Origin of the sequence: Streptococcus panodentis, assembly GCF_017884005.1 — a bacterium.
Taxonomy (GTDB): Bacteria; Bacillota; Bacilli; order Lactobacillales; family Streptococcaceae; genus Streptococcus; species Streptococcus panodentis.
In genome coordinates, this window is the sequence record NZ_QFAY01000056.1 from 1 (window position 1) to 772 (window position 772).

The window sequence follows — 772 nt, forward strand, 5'->3', positions numbered from 1 at the left end:
CACCAAGACCCGCACCTATTTTGGTTTTCGTGTTCATCTCATCTGTGACAGCGTTTATGAGCTTCCGATTGCTTTTCGCGTCCTCCCGCCCATGTATCCGAGAAACCAACCGCACGGGAAATGGTGGAGGATGAACAGGTAGTTGACTGGGAACGGGCCAAGGTGATAACTCTGGATTCTGGCTATGAAGATTCCAAACTGCAGGGGATGATTGAGAATCGGGATGTGGCTTTTTTGGCAGACGGGCGCCATCTCTGGCAAGAGCCGGAAGCCAGGCAGTACCGGAACACTTCTCTTTTTTACAATGAAGAGGGGGAGGTCTTTTACAAGACCGAGGAGCAGGACTTTATCCAGCTGGAGTATCGGGGTTATGATAAGAGCCGCAAGAGCCAGCGCTTTGGCTTTCCGAAAAGCAGGAAAGACAGGCGTATCTTCCGCATAGCCTGTTCGGAGAATCCACGGATTTTTCCAAGAATCAGCCGGCAGTCTAAGAAGTTCAGGCGGGAATACCGGAGACGGACAGCTGCTGAGCGGATCAATGGCCGTTTGGATCGGGATTTTCGCTTTGAGGATCGGAGCATTCGCGGGCTGGCTAAGATGGATTTATTTGTTTCCATGGCTTTTCTCATTCAGCTGGCCTTTGCCTGTGCCAAGGTTAGGGAGCAAGAGACGGCTCATTTAGCTGCTTGGGTGGTGTGAAAGAAGATTCCATATTTAAAACAGGCGGAAGCCTTCTGTTTGTTGTGTCCTGAATTCAAAAAATGCCTTCAAA

1 protein-coding gene is annotated in these 772 nt (G+C 50.1%); it reads left to right on the forward strand.

Annotated features, from left to right (window positions below):
• The first annotated feature begins 120 nt into the window (after nucleotides 1-120).
• Nucleotides 121-699, forward strand: a complete 579-nt coding sequence (locus DHL47_RS13205) for a hypothetical protein (RefSeq protein WP_209552183.1) — start codon at nucleotides 121-123, stop codon at nucleotides 697-699.
• Nucleotides 700-772: the final 73 nt, after the last annotated feature.

Excerpts from the sequence above, each read along its gene's own strand:
- DHL47_RS13205 (WP_209552183.1), top strand. The coding sequence starts at position 121 with ATGGTGGAGGATGAACAGGTAGTTGACTGGGAACGGGCCAAGGTGATA.